The 19,367-nt window shown below is 38.8% G+C and carries 16 protein-coding genes and 3 tRNA genes; 11 read left to right on the top strand and 8 right to left on the bottom strand.

Going from position 1 to position 19,367, the window contains the following annotated elements:
- Positions 1-48 precede the first annotated feature (48 nt).
- The 6 genes from sodB (at position 49) to AC07U8_RS05270 (ending at position 2,459) form a co-directional block, all read left to right on the top strand.
- Positions 49-675, top strand: coding sequence for a superoxide dismutase SodB (sodB, locus tag AC07U8_RS05295; RefSeq protein WP_004722425.1), 627 nt, complete (start codon positions 49-51; stop codon positions 673-675).
- Positions 676-915: 240 nt separating this feature from the next.
- Positions 916-1,398, top strand: a complete 483-nt coding sequence (locus tag AC07U8_RS05290) for a hypothetical protein (protein WP_494737446.1) — start codon at positions 916-918, stop codon at positions 1,396-1,398.
- A gap of 74 nt (positions 1,399-1,472) precedes the next feature.
- Positions 1,473-1,548 (top strand) — tRNA-Asn (locus tag AC07U8_RS05285).
- A 5-nt stretch (positions 1,549-1,553) separates the two neighbouring features.
- Positions 1,554-1,629: transfer RNA gene (locus tag AC07U8_RS05280), tRNA-Asn, on the top strand.
- Between the two features lie 242 nt (positions 1,630-1,871).
- A tRNA-Asn gene (locus AC07U8_RS05275) sits at positions 1,872-1,947 on the top strand.
- A 62-nt stretch (positions 1,948-2,009) separates the two neighbouring features.
- Positions 2,010-2,459, top strand: a complete 450-nt coding sequence (locus AC07U8_RS05270; protein ID WP_270386290.1) for a DUF2726 domain-containing protein — start codon at positions 2,010-2,012, stop codon at positions 2,457-2,459.
- 45 nt (positions 2,460-2,504) lie between these two features.
- Here the strand turns inward: AC07U8_RS05270 and mgtE are convergent, their stop codons facing one another.
- Together mgtE and AC07U8_RS05260 are read right to left on the bottom strand one after the other, a co-directional pair.
- On the bottom strand, positions 2,505-3,842 hold the full coding sequence (gene mgtE, locus AC07U8_RS05265; protein WP_151802321.1) for a magnesium transporter: 1,338 nt from the start codon (positions 3,840-3,842) through the stop codon (positions 2,505-2,507).
- 167 nt (positions 3,843-4,009) lie between these two features.
- On the bottom strand, positions 4,010-7,108 hold the full coding sequence (locus tag AC07U8_RS05260; RefSeq protein ID WP_494737445.1) for a multidrug efflux RND transporter permease subunit: 3,099 nt from the start codon (positions 7,106-7,108) through the stop codon (positions 4,010-4,012).
- 273 nt (positions 7,109-7,381) lie between these two features.
- On the opposite strand from AC07U8_RS05260, the gene AC07U8_RS05255 reads away from it, so the two are divergent.
- Together AC07U8_RS05255 and AC07U8_RS05250 are read left to right on the top strand one after the other, a co-directional pair.
- Entirely contained in the window at positions 7,382-8,530 is a 1,149-nt protein-coding gene (locus tag AC07U8_RS05255; protein ID WP_151802323.1) for a glycerophosphodiester phosphodiesterase, read from the top strand.
- 140 nt (positions 8,531-8,670) lie between these two features.
- A complete protein-coding gene (locus tag AC07U8_RS05250; RefSeq protein ID WP_151802324.1) occupies positions 8,671-9,045 on the top strand; it encodes a diacylglycerol kinase in 375 nt (124 codons plus the stop codon).
- A gap of 229 nt (positions 9,046-9,274) precedes the next feature.
- On the opposite strand, the gene AC07U8_RS05245 is transcribed toward AC07U8_RS05250, so the two are convergent.
- From AC07U8_RS05245 to AC07U8_RS05225, 5 genes are all read right to left on the bottom strand, one after another.
- A complete protein-coding gene (locus tag AC07U8_RS05245) occupies positions 9,275-9,613 on the bottom strand; it encodes a hypothetical protein (protein ID WP_151802325.1) in 339 nt (112 codons plus the stop codon).
- Positions 9,614-9,764: 151 nt separating this feature from the next.
- Positions 9,765-11,399 (bottom strand): chaperonin GroEL, encoded by a 1,635-nt coding sequence (groL, locus tag AC07U8_RS05240; protein ID WP_494737444.1) that lies wholly within the window; start codon positions 11,397-11,399, stop codon positions 9,765-9,767.
- A gap of 78 nt (positions 11,400-11,477) precedes the next feature.
- The gene (locus AC07U8_RS05235; protein WP_004722444.1) at positions 11,478-11,768 is read right to left on the bottom strand and encodes a co-chaperone GroES; all 291 of its coding nucleotides are present in this window, start codon (positions 11,766-11,768) and stop codon (positions 11,478-11,480) included.
- Positions 11,769-11,941: 173 nt separating this feature from the next.
- Positions 11,942-12,730: a metallophosphoesterase family protein gene (locus AC07U8_RS05230; RefSeq protein WP_209826668.1), complete on the bottom strand. Its 789-nt coding sequence runs from the start codon at positions 12,728-12,730 to the stop codon at positions 11,942-11,944.
- Positions 12,711-13,649: a diacylglycerol/lipid kinase family protein gene (locus AC07U8_RS05225; protein ID WP_004819665.1), complete on the bottom strand. Its 939-nt coding sequence runs from the start codon at positions 13,647-13,649 to the stop codon at positions 12,711-12,713. Before AC07U8_RS05225 ends, AC07U8_RS05230 begins: the two co-directional genes overlap by 20 nt.
- A 407-nt stretch (positions 13,650-14,056) precedes the next feature.
- On the opposite strand from AC07U8_RS05225, the gene AC07U8_RS05220 reads away from it, so the two are divergent.
- The 3 genes from AC07U8_RS05220 (at position 14,057) to AC07U8_RS05210 (ending at position 17,749) form a co-directional block, all read left to right on the top strand.
- On the top strand, positions 14,057-15,889 hold the full coding sequence (locus tag AC07U8_RS05220) for a phosphoenolpyruvate carboxykinase (GTP) (protein WP_004722449.1): 1,833 nt from the start codon (positions 14,057-14,059) through the stop codon (positions 15,887-15,889).
- 195 nt (positions 15,890-16,084) lie between these two features.
- Complete coding sequence (locus AC07U8_RS05215; RefSeq protein WP_494737443.1) at positions 16,085-16,963, top strand: ATP-grasp fold amidoligase family protein; 879 nt, start codon at positions 16,085-16,087, stop codon at positions 16,961-16,963.
- 75 nt (positions 16,964-17,038) lie between these two features.
- A complete protein-coding gene (locus tag AC07U8_RS05210) occupies positions 17,039-17,749 on the top strand; it encodes a hypothetical protein (RefSeq protein ID WP_494737442.1) in 711 nt (236 codons plus the stop codon).
- 37 nt (positions 17,750-17,786) lie between these two features.
- Here the strand turns inward: AC07U8_RS05210 and glpD are convergent, their stop codons facing one another.
- Positions 17,787-19,316 (bottom strand): glycerol-3-phosphate dehydrogenase, encoded by a 1,530-nt coding sequence (gene glpD / locus AC07U8_RS05205; RefSeq protein ID WP_315079887.1) that lies wholly within the window; start codon positions 19,314-19,316, stop codon positions 17,787-17,789.
- Positions 19,317-19,367: the final 51 nt, after the last annotated feature.

Below are 19,367 nucleotides of genomic sequence, written 5' to 3'. Positions count from 1 at the left end.
TAAAGCCACTTAATGTTAAAACCCAGCTAAATGCAAGGAATTTAAAACATGACAACCATTACTTTACCTGCTTTACCATACGGCTATGAAGATCTTGCGCCGCACATCAGCAAAGAAACTTTAGAATTCCATCATGACAAGCACCACAATACTTATGTTGTAAACTTAAACAACTTAATCAAGGGTACTGATCTTGAAGGTAAAACTTTAGAAGAGATCATTGTTGCTGTTGCTGGCGATGCTTCTAAAGCAGGTGTATTCAACAACGCTGCACAAGTTTGGAACCACACATTCTACTGGAACTGTATGGCTAAAAACGGTGGCGGTAAAGCTACTGGCGCTTTAGCTGCTAAAATTGATGAAGCTTTCGGTTCTTACGAAAAATTTGCTGAAGAGTTCGCAGCTGCTGCAACAACTCAATTCGGTTCAGGTTGGGCTTGGTTAGTTGCTGATAAAGTGAATGGCGAGCTTTCTATTCTTAAAACTTCAAATGCAGATACTCCACTTGCACATGGCAAAGTAGCGGTACTTACAATTGATGTTTGGGAACATGCTTATTACATCGACTTCCGTAATGCTCGTCCTAAATACATTTCGACTTTCTTAGAAAGCCTTGTAAACTGGGACTATGCAAACGCGAAATATGCGGGCCAAGAAGCTGGTGTTGAAAAATAAGATCTCAGCATTTTATTTTTGTAAAAAGGCCATTCTGATTAGAATGGCCTTTTTATGCGATTCAATTTTTTCAATTCAAATATGATCAATCCTAATTACACGGTAAAAGCAGATCCAATAAAAATCTTTTATAGTTATGCAATGCTTAGCGCTATTCAGATCCCCTGTTATCTCTATATTACCGACACGGACGATATCAGCTTCACTTTTATTTTTGTGGTCCTATTTTGGCTGTTTATTGTGTTGTTTGAACTTATTTCATTGTCTTTGCTGATCAAACATGGACGACCACAGATATGTTTTCATTCCGAGTTTTGCCAAATTCAAATGTATGCAATAAAAATCACCATTAATTATGCACAAATTTCTGCTTTCAGCATGCGTAAAATACAGCAAGAACATCGAGGCTTTTCTTTTGGTATGTGTTACGAACTTGACTTAATTTTTATTGATCACATTATGCAACAACATTTTTTGTGGAAAAAAGCCTATAGGGTTAAAAATATAGTGATTTCATCAAACTTGCTTTTTAAAAATATTCAAATCTTAGAAATCGCGATTATTTTTAGCGCTTTAGTCCGAATGAAAACATCACAACGAATACAAACCCTTCTTCAGCTGCAACAAAATTTAATCACTTATGATCATTTAATCTCGAATAAAGAACTGGAAAACTTTAAAAATAATCAATATATATACAAACTCTTTAAATTCGGACAATAAAAAAACATTTAAGCCTTTTTTCTTATCATTTCACTTGACCACTTTGGCTTTCATCCATAAAATGCGCATCAGATTCTCCAATAGCTCAGTCGGTAGAGCGACGGACTGTTAATCCGCAGGTCCCTGGTTCGAGCCCAGGTTGGAGAGCCATCTATTCTTCCATAGCTCAGTCGGTAGAGCGACGGACTGTTAATCCGCAGGTCCCTGGTTCGAGCCCAGGTGGAAGAGCCAGATTCTAAAAAGCCCACTCATAATGAAGTGGGCTTTTTTATATCTTTATTTTCTATAAAGAAAAGATTTAAGCGCTTTTCGGCTTACACCTAAATTTTAGAACGCTTAAAACAACTTTGCTTTTATTCAGATTTACTTTTATTCAGAATGATCAAATATTTAGCAAATAATGCTTTTTTATGATGAATTTAACAATTTTTCCTTGACCCATTCCCATTTCATCCCTAAAATGCGTTCCAGATTCTCCAATAGCTCAGTCGGTAGAGCGACGGACTGTTAATCCGCAGGTCCCTGGTTCGAGCCCAGGTTGGAGAGCCAGATTTTAAAAACCCACTCATGATTGAGTGGGTTTTTTCTTGTCTATACGATACCGATCCCCTATGTCTCTCGATTTACATCAAATTTTATTTTTATTGATTGGCAGTATCGCAACCATTGCTTTATTGCTAGCCTGCTTTGGTCAGTATTTATTTCGAAATAAACATTATTATGCAAAACGTGTGATCACCCCTTTTGAACAGAAAATGTTTTTCCGTTTAAATGAAGCCTTTCCTCAACATCATGTACTTGCGCAAGTCGCGTTTAGCGCGTTAATTGATTGCAATCAATTTAAATTGCGTTCCAAATTCAATCGTAAAGTGACTGACTTTGTGCTACTCGACAAACAGCTTGAAGTGATTGCTATTATTGAACTCGATGATCCCAGTCATCTTGGCAAAGAACATATCGATGCACAACGTGACGAGATGTTAGAACAAGCAGGTTATCAGGTATATCGCTATACCGATATTCCCAGTTGTCGAGATTTAAGAAAAGACATTGCGGATTGAACATGATCAGCCAAGCATTTCTAAAGCTAACCATTCAGCCATGTCTTATAAAATAATCGATGCAATACATAAGTAAACGATGACACCTGTTGCATCACAAATCGAGGTGACCAAAGGTGCCGAAGCACTTGCTGGATCCAGCTTTAAACGATTCAATATAAATGGCAGGCTCATCCCAATTAAGCAGCCCATCAATACAATACCCATCATACTTAAAGCTAACACCAAAGCGACCATTGCATCGCCTCTAAAGTAACCAAGAATGGACACTGCAATTGCCATTGTTCCACCCAAACATAAACCAACCAAGCTTTCACGCCCAATCAGATACATCCAATCTTTTAAATGCACATCACCCGTTGCCAATGCCCGTACCATTAAGGTGGCCGATTGTGAGCCAGCATTCCCGCCACTCCCGACCAAAAGCGGCAAAAAGAATACCAGCACAATATTCTTTGCAATAATATCCTCAAAATGGGCAATCCCGAATCCAGACAATAAGCTACCAAAAACTAAAATCACCAACCAAAATACCCGTTTTTTATACAGGTAATGAATCGGCGCTGTCTTAATGCTCATTTTAGGAGACGATGAGACTGCACTGGATTTTAAAAAGTCTTCTGTGGCTTCTTCAGTGACGACATCCATGGCATCATCATAAGTAACAATACCTAGAAGACGTTGTTGCTCATCAACAATTGGCAGCGCAATAAAGTCATAATAATGCAGCTTTTCTGCAATGCTTTCTTGGTCTTCATTCACGTCCCCGACAATCAAATCCGTACTCATGACTTCAGCAATGGTTTGCTCAGGCTCAGCAAGAATAATTTCACGTAAGGACACAACCCCGAGTAACTTACCTTGTGCATTGACCACATAAATCAAATAGACCGTTTCACGATCTGTGGCAATTGCTCTGATCTGCTTGATGGCTTGTGTCATGTTCAAATCAGGTGACAATGTCACATAATCTGAACTCATGATTGCACCAGCAGACTCTTCTGGGTATCTGGCTAAATGTTGGATCTGCTGTTGTATTTCAGGGCTTAAATCGGCATAAACAGCTTGCTGTAATGCATAAGGCAAGTACTTAAATAAATCTGTACGATCATCCGAGTGCATCTCAGAAATGATATTGACCAGTAGCTGTTTTGGTAAATGTTCAGAAATTTTAAGTTGTTGTTCGAGTGATAAAAACTCGAGAATATAGGCAGCATTGGGTAAATACTCCACCAATGCCAGCTGTTCATTTAAAGATAAATCTGCCAAAATTTTCGCGATATCGGCGTCATTGATTTGTTCAAATTGTTTTTCAATGAGATCAAATTGATGGTTTTGAATGGCTTTTTCTATTTCTGAAACGAGTGCCAAAGAAAATTGCATAGGATGATCCAAATTCCATCAAACTTTTGCCACATGTTGGACTGCAATCCCACGAAAATAAAGATGTTTTTTGTTGTGAAACATATTTTAAAGATTCTATATGATTTTAAGCTTGCTCAATCCTCATCAAAGAGCATTGAACAAGCGAAGCTCATCAATCAACACCCTTACTCATAGGGTGCTTTTGATTTAAAAATTGAACGAACCAGCACATACATAAATGGGATAAACAGCAAAACTAAAACTGTTCCGAAGATCACCCCACCCAATACGCTTACCCCTATTTCTTGACGGCTGGCAGCACCTGCACCAAATGCAACAACCAAGGGAATAATCCCTGCACCAAAGGCCAAGGATGTCATCAGAATTGGCCGTAACCGCAACCCTGCGCCTTCTAATGCAGCAGCAATCGCTGTTTTACCTTTTTCCTGAGACAGAGCGGCAAACTCAACAATCAGAATTGCATTTTTACACGACAAACCAATCGTGGTCAGCAATGCAATTTGAAAATAAATATCGTTTGGAAAACCCGCCAATTTACTGAAAATAATATTGCCCCCAATCCCCAAAGGAATTGCCGCTATCACAGCAGTTGGAATCGACCAGCTTTCATATAAGGCTGCGAGACAAAGAAAAATAAAGCCGATCGAAATCAAATACAGTAACCATGCTTGGCTACTTGATTTTTGTTCTTCAAATGACAAGCCACTCCACGCAACATCTATTCCATCTTGTTGACTAATCAAGGTCTGAATATCTTTCATGGCTTGACCTGAACTTGTATGCGCTGCAGCATTGGCTTCCATTTGCAAGGCGGTATAACCTTGGAAACGATTGACCACATCTGGCCCACCTTCCCAGCGCGTCGTTGCGAAATTGCTAAATGGCACCATCTGGTTCTGTGCATTACGCACTGTCCATACCTGTAGATCTTCAGGCTTTGAACGAAACTCTGCATCGCCCTGCATCATCACGCGTTTAATTCGTCCACGATCAATAAAGTCATTTATATAAGAACCACCCCATGCTGCTGATAAGGTGTTGTTAATCGCGGTTTGACTCAGTCCATTTGCCAATGCCAATTTTTGATTGACATCAACTTTTAACTTAGATTTATCGGGATTGGATTTTTTATCCAAATTTTCAAAGGATTGGAACTGTTTGGCTTGTGCCTGCAATGTAGTGAATTGTTGGTCTAAATATTTCCGTCCTTGACCGTTAATATCCTGAATCCAAAATTCTAAACTATCACTATCCCCCAAACCATTTACAGAAGCAGGCAAACTGACTGTAATCCGAGCATTGCGATCTTGACTAAAATACTTTGTCGCACGTTCACGAATCGCTTGCGCAGAATTTTGTGTACCTGAGCGATCATCCCAATGCTTTAAAGCCACAAAGCCTGTTCCTAAATTTTGTCCTGTACCTGAAAAATTACGCCCATAACGAATCAAGACAATATCAACATTCTGTTTCTCATGCTCAAGGAAATATTTTCGGATATTTTCCCCAACCACCTGACTACTCGACATCGGTGCACCATCAGCTAAACGGAACTGTACACTCAACATGCCCTGATCTTCACTTGGAATAAAACTGGTGGGTAAAGCCCGATAGATCAGTGAAAATACAGCAATCAAAGCCACAAAAATCGTCAAAATCACCCATTTCAAATTTAAAGTCTTTTGAATCAGGCGAATATAACCTTGTCTTAGATTTTCAAGTTTGCGATTAAACCAAGTGGCCCAACGCATAGGTTTAGGATTGGGTTTTAAAATAATGGCGCAGAGTGCTGGGGTTAGGATCAATGCAACTAACAATGACAAAGCCATTGCCGCCACTAAGGTGATGGAAAATTGACGATAAATCACGCCTGTCGAACCGGTAAAGAACGCCATCGGAATAAATACTGCGGTCAAGACCACAGTAATCCCGATCAAAGCTCCCGTCATTTCCTGCATAGACTCGATAGATGCCTGTTTTGCAGTTAAGCCCTGCTCATGCATCAAACGTTCAACATTTTCCACCACCACAATAGCGTCATCAACCAACAGACCAATTGCCAACACCAAGGCAAATAAAGTCAATGTATTAATACTCATACCAAGCACATTGAGTACTGCAAAGGTACCTAAAATCACAATCGGTACAGTAATGGTTGGAACCAGCGTGGCACGCCAGCTTTGTAGGAAAATAAACATGACCAGAACCACCAATACGATGGCTTCTAATAAGGTTTTGACCACCTCTTTAATCGATTCTTGCACAAACGGCGTGTTATCTCGTGGATAAACAATCTTATAGCCTTGTGGCAGTTTTTCAGAAATCTTTGCCAATTCGGCTTTAATTAATGCAGAGGTTGCTAAAGCGTTTGCACCTGAAGATAAAGAAATCCCCATGCCCGATGAAGGATAACCATTAATGGTATTAAACGACTGATAATTTTCCGCACCCAACTCAATACGCGCCACATCTTTTAAATAGATATAGCTACCATCGGTATTGGATTTAACAATAATATTTTTAAATTCGTCGACTGTTCTTAAACGTGAACCAGCGGTGACTTTTGCATTTAAATATTGGTCAGCAGTTACCGGTAAATCCCCCACACCACCAGCAGCAACCTGTGTATTCTGTGCTTCTATTGCTGTGCGAATATCACTGGGCATCAATTGATACTGTCGCAGTAAATTCGGATTCAGCCAAATTCGCATGGCGTATTGAGAACCGAAGACATCAACTTCACCAATCCCTTCAATCCGTGATATTTCTTGTTCTATATGGTCAGATAAATAGTCACCTAATTCGATATTGTTACTTTTACCTGTTTCATCATACAAACCCACCACCATAAAGGTATCGCCAAGCGATTTATTCACCGTTACACCTTGACGCTGTACATCATCTGGTAAGCGGTTGAGTACACCATTAATACTATTTTGTACTTGGACTTGTGCGGTATCTGGATCCGTTCCGTTTTCAAAACTGATACTAATTCTGGCACGACCCGATGAGTCACTACTCGAACTAAAATACAGCAGGTTGTCGATCCCTTTAATTTGCTGCTCTAAAACCTGAGTAACACTCTCTTCAACAGTTTCAGCATCTGCACCTGTATAGGTTGTAGAAACAGTAATCCTTGGCGGAGCAATATCTGGATATCGCTCTATCGGTAAATTCAAGACTGAAAATACGCCTAAAGCCATGACAATAATTGCAAGTACACAGGCAAAAATAGGACGTTGAATAAAAAATTTTGAGAGCATCAGAGTAGGTTCTGCGTCAAAGGATTGAGGTAAAGTTGTTGGAGCAATTAAATCGACTTTATATGGATATTCTGTGACTTAAACTAAAAACTCAAGGAAAAATAACAGAAAAGCGAATGATAAGTTTAAATATGAAGAAACTATGAAGAATTTTTTTCTTCTAGGCATAAATCTACCAAAAGCATTTCATTAATTTTTCATCTTGATGTCATCACAGTGTCAATTTAATGACATAAGCTATGCACAGTTTCCATATAAGAATTTGAGAAAAATATGATTAAAAATACTGGGTTAATGATCAGTATTATGGCGCTATTAACCGCTTGTAATGATGATGATAAAAAATCAGAAAACGTCACACCAGAATACAAAGAACCTAAAATCATTATTGTTGGTCACCGAGGGGCGAGTGCTTTACGCCCTGAACATACCCTTGAAAGTTATCAAAAAGCCATTGATGATGGTGCTGATTTTATTGAGCCAGATTTGGTATCGACCAAAGATGGCGTATTGGTTGCACGTCATGAAAATGAAATTGGTGGCACAACCAATGTCAGCACATTCAGCCAATTTGCAGATCGCAAGAAAACAAAAATCATCGATGGGACATCATTAACGGGATGGTTTACAGAAGACTTTACTTTAAGTGAGTTAAATCAACTTAAAGCCCGCGAGCGTATTCCAGCGTTACGCCCAAACAATACCCAATACAATGATCAGTTGAATATCCCTACCCTTGAGCAAATTATTGAACTGGCGGAAAAGAATTATAAAAAAACCGGTAAAGTGGTTGGGCTCTACATCGAAACCAAGCACCCAACATATTTTCAAAAATTAAATTTAGCCATGGAAGATCCATTGCTGAAGACTTTGGCAAAGTACCAATATAGCCGTGAAATTGCGCCGATTTATCTACAGTCTTTCGAAGTTAATAATTTAAAGTATTTTAAGGAGCAATTGACAGCGCATAAAAGTTTAAAGCATGCCAAAATCATTCAGCTTTATGATGATAAGAAAATCAGCCCAGCAGATTATGTCGCGCAAGGAATTAAAACCACTTATGGCGATATGGCCACAGCACAAGGTTTAAAAGACGTCGCCAAATATGCTGATGGTGTTGGTCCATGGAAACCCTATATTTTTAATGATAGCTATACTGCACCCTCTTCTTTCGTTACAGATGCGCATGCAGTGAACTTAAAAGTCCATCCGTATACTTTCCGTCCTGAAAATAATTTCCTTGCCAGCAATTTAAAATGTAGTACAGCTGAAGCAGATGCAGCCAAGCGTTGTGAAGCTGGAGCGAACAAAGAATATGAGATGTATTTTAAAGCTGGCGTGGATGGTGTATTTACCGATGATCCCGGTTTAGGTCGCAAAGCTTTAGATGCGTACTGGAAAGCCAATCCAAATACCAAGTAACAGCTGATTTTTTCAAACAATTAAGCAAATGATTCAAACATTTGCTTAATTGTTTCTAAACTTGGTGTTTTTTGTTTAAAATTAATTCCGATTTAAGTTTAGAATAATACACTTCTTAAAAACTTTAGCTGCTTTGATTTATGAGTGATTATTCTCCATTTAAGGGTACGACGGGTTTCAAACGCATTCTCAATGCAACAGGCTATTCTTTAGCAGGATTTAAAGCTGCATATCAAAATGAAGCGGCTTTCCGTCAAATTGTTTGGATTAATATTGTTTTAATTCCGATTACGTTTTTTGTCGATGTCTCTTCTGTTGAACAGGCAGTGATGATTGCGGTGTGCTTATTGGCAATCATTGTAGAATTGTTTAATTCAGCATTAGAAGCTGTGGTTGACCGTGTTTCTTTAGAACGCCATCCACTGTCAAAAAATGCCAAAGATATGGGAAGTGCTGCACAGTTCGTAGCTCAAGCCATTATTTTCTTTACCTGGGCCATTATTCTTTTTAGATAGGTTATTCTTTTTAGATAAGTTATTTTTTCTAGATCAAATAATCTTGTTAGGTAAGTATTCTTTTAAAAAATTAGAGAGAATATTGACATTCGCCCACAGGTAAAATGTCAATTGATAAAAATTGATAACAGCCTAATTTTGCTTTGCTGCACTAATCCAGTCTAAGCACCACGAACTTTTAACTCGAACAGCGCACTTTTAGCTTAAAATTATCTCTGTAAACAATGGATTAAAGTGATGGTTTTGGAATTGGGATATTCTTGTCAATTTTGCCAGGTCGATTGAGATGCATAGAACAATTACTATATCCCCATTTGGTGACCTTGCCTTGTTCAAACATAAATTTCCTTGTACAAGCATTCCAGCCATCGTTATATGAAATAATTTTTGCATCATTTGGGAGTGCATAGCTTCTATACGGTGGGCCCCATTTACTGATTAGTTCTTCTTCTGTACTCCCCACCCAAGACTGCATCAAATCATTTCTTGTTTCGGGTCTTTGTCCCATGATACTTAAACATCCCGTTAGCATCTGGCTGATTGCAATAATGAAGATTAATCTTTTCATTTTAGTTCCCCTCAGTTTTCGTGTTGTATTTATATTTACCGAACAGTACAAAATCATAATAAAAAACACACAAAAAGACAAGGATGAAACAACTTACATAAAAAATCCCCGCATAAAGCGAGGATTTTTTATGATCTGAGATCAGAATGACTTACATCATTCCGCCCATACCACCCATGCCGCCCATATCAGGCATAGCAGGTTTGTCTTCTGGGATATCAGTAATCATACATTCAGTTGTTAACATCAAACCAGCAACAGATGCAGCATGCTCAAGTGCAGAACGCGTTACTTTAGCAGGGTCAAGGATACCCATTTCTAACATATCGCCATATTGTGAAGTTGCAGCATTGTAACCAAAGTTACCTTCACCGCTCTTCACTGCATTGATCACAACTGATGGCTCATCGCCAGCGTTAGACACGATTTGACGAAGTGGCGCTTCGATCGCACGACGAAGGATGTTCACACCTACAGTTTGGTCATCATTTGCACCAACAAGACCGTCAAGTACTTTAGCTGCACGTACCAACGCAACACCACCACCTGCAACAACACCTTCTTCAACCGCAGCACGCGTTGCATGAAGCGCATCGTCTACACGGTCTTTTTTCTCTTTCATTTCAACTTCAGTTGCAGCACCAATTTTGATTACAGCAACACCGCCAGCGAGTTTAGCTACGCGCTCTTGAAGTTTTTCTTTATCGTATTCAGATGTTGATTCTTCGATTTGAGCACGAATTTGAGTTACACGTTCAGCAATTTGATTTGCATCACCAGCACCATCAACAATCACAGTATTTTCTTTAGAAATCGTGATTTTATGTGCAGTACCTAAATCTTGAAGTGTTGCTTGCTCTAAAGTCATGCCCACTTCTTCAGAAATCACAGTAGCACCTGTCAAGATTGCGATATCTTGAAGCATTGCTTTACGACGATCACCAAAACCAGGTGCTTTAACCGCACATACTTTGATGATACCGCGCATGTTGTTTACAACCAGTGTTGCAAGCGCTTCACCCTCAACATCTTCAGCGATGATGAGTAATGGTTTACCTGTTTTTGCAACAGCTTCTAAAACTGTAATCAATTCACGGATATTACCAATTTTCTTATCAACAAGAAGAATGAACGGATTTTCAAGTTCAGCAGTCAAAGTATCTTGTTTGTTTGCGAAGTACGGGCTGATATAACCACGGTCAAACTGCATACCTTCTACAACATCAAGCGCATCTTCAAAGCCTGAACCTTCTTCAACGGTAATCACGCCTTCTTTACCAACGCGTTCCATTGCTTGCGCAATCAACTTACCTACAGTTTCATCAGAGTTTGCAGAAATCGAACCGACTTGTTCAATTGCTTTAGTATCAGAAGCTGGTTTAGCAGTTGCTTTGATATTTTCAACAACAGCTCTAACCGCAAGGTCGATACCACGTTTCAAATCCATTGGGTTCATACCCGCAGTGACTGATTTGATCCCTTCATTTAAAATCGCTTGAGCAAGTACAGTTGCAGTTGTTGTACCGTCACCTGCGATATCATTGGTTTTTGAAGAAACTTCACGAACCAATTGCGCACCCATGTTTTCGAATTTGTCTTTTAAAGAAATTTCTTTAGCAACAGTTACACCATCTTTAGTGATGTGCGGTGCACCGAAAGAACGATCAATAACAACGTTACGACCTTTAGGGCCTAAAGTTACTTTTACTGCATCTGCAAGTACGTTTACACCCGCGATCATTTTTGAACGCGCTGAATCACCAAATTTTACGTCTTTAGCTGACATACTAAACTCCAGATATCTTTATAAATTTTAAATTTTGACCAATATGTTTGGATGAAAACCCATCTCAACAGCAGAAGATTAACCTTCCAATACCGCTAAAATGTCAGATTCTTTCATCACAAGAAGTTCTTCACCATCAACTTTAACTTTAGTACCCGCATAAGCACCAAACAGTACGTTATCGCCGACTTTAACGTCTAAAGCGCGTACACCGTTATCAGTGATTTTGCCATTACCTACAGCAAGAATTTCACCTTGAGCAGGCTGTTCAGCTGCAGAAGTACTTAAAATCAAACCACCTGCTGTTTTAGTTTCTTTTTCAACACGGCGGATCACAACGTTGTCATGTAAAGGACGAATCTTGCTCATTTCTAACTCCATAGACATTTTAAAATGTCATTGATTACTCAGCGAAGATGACTTCTTATTCCTAGGTCATCGACAAAATATTTGTATGTCACATTTGTGGGGATGGAAATAAACGCTTCAAGGGGAAAACGAAAAAAAATTTATTTAATTTGTATGTTTTTTCTTCTTTTGTATCAAATCATGTCTAATTCAGAATTTTTTAGCGCAGTTTTGGCAATAAATTCCTGTAATTGTTCATCAAAAAAATAATGTTCAAAGCGCCCATCTTGGTGAATCACATTAAAGCTATTGGGTATATTTTTATGCAAACGTCGAGAAACTGCTGTACCCGCATGAACCTCATAAACCGGTTGTTTTAAATTTAGCGCAAAGGCTTGATTCAGATCATAGACCGCAACTAAATGTAAATGACCGTGCAATAAAGCATACAGTTGATGTTGTCCCCATTCTTTAATGGCAAACTGCCCTAAAGCTGGACAATCTTTTAAGTGATGGTCTTCATTTGAGGTATAAAAAGGTTGATGACTAACGATTATTTTTAATTTATTTTTTGGTGCATTGGCCAACAACTGATTTACATTTTGAATTTGCTCAAAAGAAATATGTCCGCGTGTGTGATAACGGCGACGAATACTGTTCATGCCAATTAAATAAAAATGCTCTGTAAATAAGCTGCGTTCTAAACTGCCAAAGAACAGTTGATATAAGCCAAATGGTCTAAAGGCACGATTCCAGACATGATACAAAGGAATATCATGGTTGCCAGGCACCACAAAATAAGGGATGTTTAGTGATTCTAAAAACTGCTTACATGCATAGAATTCTTTAAATTTAGCACGTTGAGTTAAATCACCGCTCACCACAACCACTTCTGGTTTATGCACAGCACAAAACTTTTGAATCGCCCGTATACACGCTGGACGCTCAGTACCAAAATGTAGATCAGACAGATGCAATAACATGCGGCACCATAATTTTTAAAGCATTTTTTTCTACGTGTAAGGTTAATGGGGTCGTCATTGAAACAATTTCTCCATCGACAGCAACGGTCAGTTTAGGCTTTTTTGAATAGACAATGACTTTTTGTGCACCAAAACTATACACATCGGAAGCGTTTTCCAATTTTCCACGAATGGTTTGAAACAAGGTTTTAAATAAAGTGGCTTTATCTCCTTTGGCGATCACCACACCGGCAATCTCCCCCACCTCTGCACATTTCGAAATTTTTAAATTTAATTCTTTTAATTGCAGTTGATTATTACCAAAAAAAATCAGTGGTGTTTTTACAGGATACTTTTGCCCATCTACTTCGATCTCTAATTTGAGTTCTTTACGATCACGAATCAGGACATCCAAACCAGACGTATACGCATTTAAAGGAAAGCGTCCAAACCGACGATTATATTCTTCGCGTTTTTTAATAAACAAAGGATATAAACCTAAACTGGCATTATTTAAATAAATTTGATCATTGATACAGGCCACATGTGAGGCACGCGGCTCCCCTGTGGCAATCACATTGGCTGCCTCTAAAATGTTCAAAGGGATATGTAGAACACGCGCCACATAATTAAAAGTACCCAAAGGTAGTATTCCCATAGGAATTTTTTGCTTTAACATTTGCGAGGCGACTGCATTCAACGTACCATCACCACCAGCAGCGACAATGACACCACAATCTGAGTATTGTGCATGACGTTGAAAGATTTTTTGCATCAGGGTTTTTATATCAGGCTCTGAACCAATATCAAAAACTTGAATTTCAAAACCATGTGAAGTCCAGATGGTCATGAGTTTTTCATAAATATCATCTTTCTGATTGGCATGAAAACCTGACTTTTCATTGTAAATCATTGAAAGAGGCTTGAGTTCTGTGTCCATAAGCTTGATTATTTTGAAGTATTTGCACTAATTTCGTCGATTTTCTAAACAAATAAAAGCACCTTTATGTAAAATTCGAATTATGCCCATTTATTAAATCAATAATTAATTTAGTAAATCTTATAATTTCAACTTATTGTAAACTATTATTATTTACAATTAAAATACCCTACATTCTATTTAAAAATACCAATAAAAATCAAACAATAATCCATGTTAGATAATACAAATCAAACACTTAGTGAAAATTCGAGCATTGGTATCTTTTAAGCCTTTAGTCTTATTTTTTTTATGAATATATGTTTTAATACCACCACTTTTTTTCATACTTAAATTTGAATGTAGTATCCCTTCATTCAGATTATTATTTGTACACAAAATTGTACATATTTTAGATAGGCCTCACCATGACCCAAGTGAACGCACCAGAATTCGTTCGTCATCCCAAGCTCATTGCATGGGTTGAAGAAATTGCTAAATTAACTAAACCTGCAAAAATTGAATGGTGTGACGGAAGCGAAGAAGAGAATCAACGTTATATCGACTTGATGATCGCTAACGGCACTATGCAAGCGTTGAACCAAGAAAAACATCCTGGTTCTTATTTAGCGAATTCTGATCCGTCTGACGTAGCGCGTGTTGAAGGTCGTACATACATCTGCTCTGAAAAACAAGAAGATGCTGGTGCGACAAACAACTGGGAAGCTCCTGCTGAGATGCGTACTCGCCTTAACGGTTTGTTTGATGGTGCAATGCAAGGACGTACCATGTACGTGGTTCCATTCTCTATGGGTCCATTAGGTTCTCACATTGCTCACATCGGTATCGAAATTACAGATTCTCCTTATGTTGCTGTAAGTATGCGTAAAATGGCTCGTATGGGTAAAGCTGTTTATGACGTACTAGGCACTGATGGCGACTATGTTCCTTGCGTACATACTGTTGGCGCTCCGCTGGCTGAAGGTCAAAAAGATGTTGCATGGCCTTGTAACCCAGAAAAATATATCGTGCATTATCCAGAAACTCGTGAGATCTGGTCTTACGGTTCAGGATACGGCGGTAACGCATTATTGGGTAAAAAATGCCTTGCTTTACGTATTGCATCATCTATGGGTCGTCAACAAGGCTGGTTAGCTGAACACATGTTGATCCTTGGTGTGACTAATCCACAAGGTGAGAAACACTATATTGCAGCAGCATTCCCATCTGCATGTGGTAAAACCAACTTTGCGATGTTGATTCCACCTGCAGGTTATGAAGGTTGGAAAATTGAAACTGTAGGTGACGATATTGCTTGGATCAAACCAGGTGAAGATGGTCGCTTATATGCAATCAACCCTGAAGCTGGTTTCTTTGGTGTCGCACCTGGTACAAACATCAAAACAAATCCAAACTGTATGGCGACACTTCACAAAGATGTCATCTATACAAACGTTGCTGTAACAGAAGATGGCGACGTATGGTGGGAAGGTTTAACCAAAGAAGCGCCTGCTAACTTGACCAACTGGAAAGGCCAACCGCATGTTGCTGGTGAAAAAGCAGCACATCCAAATGCGCGTTTCACCGTTGCAGCGGGTCAATGCCCTTCTATTGATGCTGACTGGGAAAATCCAGCTGGCGTACCAATTTCTGCGTTCATCTTCGGTGGTCGTCGTGCAGATACAGTACCTTTAATCTCAGAAGCTTTTGACTGGGTTGATGGTGTTTATAAAGCAGCAACAATGGGTTCTGAAACAACTGCAGCTGCAGTAGGTCAACAAGGTGTTGTACGCCGTGACCCATTTGCAATGCTTCCATTTGCTGGCTATAACATGGCTGACTATTTCTCTCATTGGTTAGAAATGGGTGAAGAAGTTGGTGCTAAAGCAAAAGCTGCAGGCAATAAACTTCCTGGCATTTATAACGTAAACTGGTTCCGTCGCGATGCTGAAGGGAACTTTGTATGGCCTGGTTTTGGTCAAAACATGCGTGTGCTTGAGTGGATCATTGACCGTTGTGAAGGTCGTGCTGAAGCAGTGGAAACACCGATTGGTTTTGTTCCAACTTATGAGCAATTGAACTGGACAGGTTCTGACTTCACTAAAGATCAATTTAATCTTGTGACTTCTCAAAACAAAGATCAATGGATCAAAGAGATTGAGAGCCACACTGAGTTATTTGATAAACTTGGTGAGCGCTTACCAGCTGCACTTAAAACTCGTCAAAATGAGCTTTTAGAGGCTGTTAAAAAATCTGCTTAATCGCTAAAAATTAAGACATACAAAAAGACCGCTACATAGCGGTCTTTTTTGCTTAGTGTGATACAGTTCACTTTATTGCTTTGGTATTCATTACAATTATGTAATAAAAATACAAATGATTACTGTTTCCATGTACAAAATTCATATTTTCTCTATAATTCAAACATTACTTTATTTTATTGATTTTTTTTAATCATGTTAGAAAATATTATTTATTCGGCAAAAGTTATTAGAGCCAAATTTGTCTCAGATAGAAGTTATCTCACCAAAAGATTTATTGCTAAATTGGGTTATACCCCGAACTTTGATCAGCCTAAAAGTTTCAATGAAAAAGTCACCGCCAGAATGATCTATGAAAGAGCACCTTTACATACGAAATTAGCAGATAAATTTGCTGTACGCGAAATGCTTGCAGAGAAAATTTGTTGTTCCCATTTTGTTCCACTGATTGGTGTATATAAGTGCTTTGAGGAAATTGACTTTAATCAACTTCCTAACAAGTTTGTTTTAAAATGCAATCATGACAGTGGCAGTGCGATTGTCTGTAATGATAAAGCGCAATTTGATATCAAAAAAGCGCAGCACAAACTCAATCACCACCTTAAACAAAATATGTATTTTAGAAAACGAGAATGGCATTACAAAGATATTGTTCCTCTAATTTTGGCCGAACAACATATTGATTTATTTGTTGATCAAGACAATAAGCTGACCATTACAACATGCCGTGTTCATTGTTTTGAAGGTCAGCCTCGATATATTGAAGTCGATGTACAAGACAGCCAAGGCGTGGATTATTCAAATATGTATGACACATCTTGGGTGCTGCAACCCTTTACCGTTGATCTAAAAAGCAATACGCCAAGCTGTTTAGCACGACCGCAAAAATTAAATAAAATGCTTCAACTGTCAGAAGATCTTTGTTTTAAATATGGTTATAGCCGAATCGATTTCTTATTATCTCAAGACGATGTTTTCTTTAGTGAGATTACCTTAACCCCCAATGCAGGTCGTATGGTCATCACCCCAAGTGAGTGGGATGAAAAGTTAGGCGCTTTATGGCTGACTGATTAAGCCGAGCAAAAAGACCGACGTGTTCGGTCTTTTTTGTGATTTAATGCAACCATTCAATATCTAAAAATAAGCGCAATGACAGCAATTAAAAACATTACCACAACTCAACCTTATCTAACTCTGTTACCTGACCACGAAGTCGTCTTCGCCCCTTCAAGTCTATTTCTAGCTCAGCATTTACTTCCACTTATTTCAATTGATTTATCTGCAATCAATCCAGCATGGCAAGGAAAAATTCATTTGCTCAATCCGATTGAGCCTTATGAATGCTATATCGGAAGTGATACCACAGAATTTTCTGATGCATTTGCCAATGAAAATTGGTTTATTATGCAATTAAATCAACAAAATCAATATGAATGGTTAGCAAACAAAAGATATTTTGCTTTAGAGAATCCTGATTGCGAGGCCGATCTAAAAACCCATCATAAAGAAATGTATGAAGATTACTTGCAGCTTAAACAGCGCTTTGCTGAAACTGGAAAAGTCATTTCAACATCACGCATTGAATACCAAAATGATTCTGCAACAACCCTGCTTGACCAATTAGGGGGTGAATGTGGCGGTGGAAACTGGACTTATCCGATTGATGAACATTTTGATTTACGCTACATCACCGCAGACCGCGATGATCAAGAAGTTCATATTTATGACCGTGATGGCAAGCGTTATTATTTTATTGCAGCTGTTGCTGGCTGGGAATATTGTTCACATGGGGCAGATTGGATTTTAATGTATTACCAACCTGAAACCCGACGCGTTTTATATACCTTTGATTGGTCATAACGTACCTTGTGCAAAGCTATATATTTTCCACTTTTGCTTAGGCAACATCTTTCTGTAAGCGGCGTTCATGCAATTCAAGCAAATATTCATCCAATGCTTGAATTTCAGCTTCGGTAAATTTTAAATATAACTTGCTACGGCGCTTTAAAATATCCTGACTGGTGATCGCCCACTCTTGGTCAACCAAATAATCGACCTCTTGGGCATATAAACCATGGCCAAAATCTTGACCAAGTTCATGAACAGATGTCGAATGATTTAAAAATTTCCATGTATAAGTTCCATAGGCATGTGCCCAACGGCTTGCAGTTTCATGATCAAGCCCTTTGATTTTATTTTGAATTTCTAAAACCAATCCATCAATTGAAACTAAATTCTCAGCACCTGGCAGTAATGATTTTTCAGTCCAAGCTTTCCCAGCGTTAGGGAAGAACTTCTGCAAATGCTCCATGGCAGATTCAGCCAAGCGTCGATAGGTAGTTAACTTGCCACCAAACACAGAAAGTAAGGGTGCATCATTTTCATGATCTTGTGATAAAGCCAAAGTATAGTCACGGGTGATTGCGGCTGGATTATCAGACTCATCATCACACAATGGACGTACCCCTGAGAATGTCTGAATAATATCGGCTTGAGTCAGTTGCACTTTAAAATGATCATTGGATACATCAAGCAGATAATCAATCTCTTGCTGACTAATTTCAACATTATTCGGATCTGCTAAATATTCACGATCAGTTGTACCAATCATGGTGTATTGATTGAGATAAGGAATTGCAAACACGATACGTTGATCATCATTTTGCATAATAAAGGCTTTATCGCCGTCATATATTTTCGGCACAATAATATGACTGCCTTGAATTAGACGAATTCCATATTGCGATTTTAACTGAAGCTCTTGCTTAATGAATTGTGCAACCCAAGGCCCCGCAGCATTGACCAAAGCCTTCGCTTGTATGTGATAAATGCCCTGCTCATTTTCAAACTGGATATTCCATAAACCATCTTCACGCTGTGCTGAAATACAGCGTGTTTGCGTAACCACAGTGGCATTTTTTTCACGTGCTTGCATTGCATTTAAAATCACTAAGCGTGAATCATCTACAGCACAATCTGAGTATTCAAATCCGCGTGTGATCTCTGTTTTTAGTGGGCTAGTATGAGGATCAAATTCAACCAAATGTGAACCTGCAAGCTTCTCTCTTTTGCCCAAATGGTCATATAAAAACAGCCCCGTACGAATCAACCAAGCAGGACGCAAATGAGGTTGATGTGGCATGATAAAACGCATAGGACGAATGATATGCGGTGCTTTTGCCAGTAAGACTTCTCGCTCAGCTAAGGCTTCTCGCACTAAGCGAAATTCTTTATGTTCCAAATAACGCAGACCACCATGGATCAACTTACTGCTTGCAGATGAGGTATGGCTGGCTAAATCATCTTTTTCACACAAGAACACTGATAAACCACGCCCTGCAGCATCATTGGCAATACCAACACCATTTATTCCACCACCAATTACAGCAATATCATAATAAGTTTGTTGCTCATTGATTTGTGTCATAAACGCCACCACCTTTGATCATTTGCATATATTCACAACCATTTGTGAGAA

The sequence above is a fragment of the Acinetobacter sp. GW821-FHT01E09 genome (assembly GCF_059422385.1).
The sequence above is the reverse complement of the archived record's forward strand: the minus strand, read 5'-3'. Positions and strand labels throughout refer to the sequence as shown.